1 protein-coding gene is annotated in these 1584 nt (G+C 70.4%); it reads left to right on the plus strand.

What is annotated here, in order from left to right:
* The first annotated feature begins 130 nt into the window (after window positions 1-130).
* Window positions 131-1465: a glycoside hydrolase family 43 protein gene (locus ACOV8S_RS05605; protein ID WP_448317365.1), complete on the plus strand. Its 1335-nt coding sequence runs from the start codon at window positions 131-133 to the stop codon at window positions 1463-1465.
* Window positions 1466-1584 lie beyond the last annotated feature (119 nt).

A 1584-nucleotide genomic window follows, 5' to 3' on the forward strand; every position in this document is an offset into this window, starting at 1 on the left:
CCGCGGGTCCGTGCACCCGCTCGCACACCGCCCCTGCCCCCACACCGAGAGAGGACGACCGGTGTCGCACCAGTCATCGCTCCGCTCCGTGCTCCGCCGCAGGCCCGTCCACCGTCGTGGTCCCGCCTGGGTGATCAGCCTCCTGTGCCTCCTGACGCTCTTCCAGCCGTCCGTCGCCCACGCGGACAACCCCCTCGTCCAGACCGTCTACACCGCCGATCCGGCCCCCCTGGTCCACAACGGCCGGGTGTACCTGTACACCGGCCACGACGAGGACGCCTCGACCTGGTTCACCATGAAGGAGTGGCGGGTCTACTCGTCCTCCGACATGACCAACTGGACCGACCACGGTTCCCCGATGAGTCTCGCCACGTTCAGCTGGGCGAGCGCCGACGCCTGGGCGGGCCAGGTCGTCGCGCGCAACGGGAAGTTCTACTGGTACGCCCCGATGAAGAACCGGGCCACCGGCCGCATGGCCATCGGCGTGGCGGTCGCCGACTCGCCCACCGGCCCCTTCCGGGACGCCCTGGGACGGCCCCTGGTGGAGAACGGCGAGATCGACCCCACCGTGTTCATCGACGACAACGGCCAGGCGTACCTGTACTGGGGGAACCCGAACCTCTGGTACGTACGGCTGAACGCCGACATGACCTCCTACTCCGGCACGCCGACGCAGATCCCCCTCACCACCCAGGGGTTCGGCACCCGCGCCGGCAACACGGAGCGTCCCACCCTGTACGAGGAGGGGCCGTGGGTCTACAAGCGCAACGGCCTCTACCACCTGGTGTTCGCGGCAGCCTGCTGCTCCGAGTTCATCGCCTACTCGACCGCACCCGGCCCGACCGGGCCCTGGACCTACCGCGGCACGATCATGCCCACGCAGGGTTCCAGCTTCACCAACCATCCCGGCATCGTCGACTTCGCCGGAAACTCGTACTTCTTCTACCACAACGGCGCGCTTCCGGGCGGGGGCGGATTCACCCGCTCGGTGGCCGTGGAGAAGTTCTCCTACAGAGCGGACGGCACGATCCCGACGATCAACATGACCTCGGCCGGCGCTCCGCAGGTGGGCACGCTGAACCCCTACGTCCGGCAGGAGGCGGAGACCATCGCCTGGGCCACCGGCGTGGAGACCGAGACGTCCGCCGAGGGCGGCATGGACGTCGGCTACATCGAGAACGGTGACTGGATCAAGGTCAAGGGCGCGGCGTTCGGTTCCGGCGCCCGCTCCTTCCAGGCCAGGGTCGCCTCGGCTACCTCGGGCGGCAGGATCGAGGTCCGCCTGGACAGCGCCACCGGTCCTCTCGCCGGCACCTGCACCGTCCCGGGCACCGGGGGCTGGCAGACGTGGACGACCGTCTCCTGCCCGGTGACCGGCGCCGGAGGCACCCGCGACGTCTACTTCCGCTACACGGGCGGCAGCGGCTACCTCTTCAACGTGAACTGGTGGCAGTTCACCGGCTGACCACACCCCCCGCCGCCCTCGCCGGCGCAGTCCCCGCGCTCGGCGCGCTCGCCGCAGTCACCACCGCCGCGCACGTTCCCGGCCGGACCGTCCGTCCGGCCGGGAACGCCGGCCCCCGT

This window comes from Streptomyces sp. CO7, from assembly GCF_053474865.1.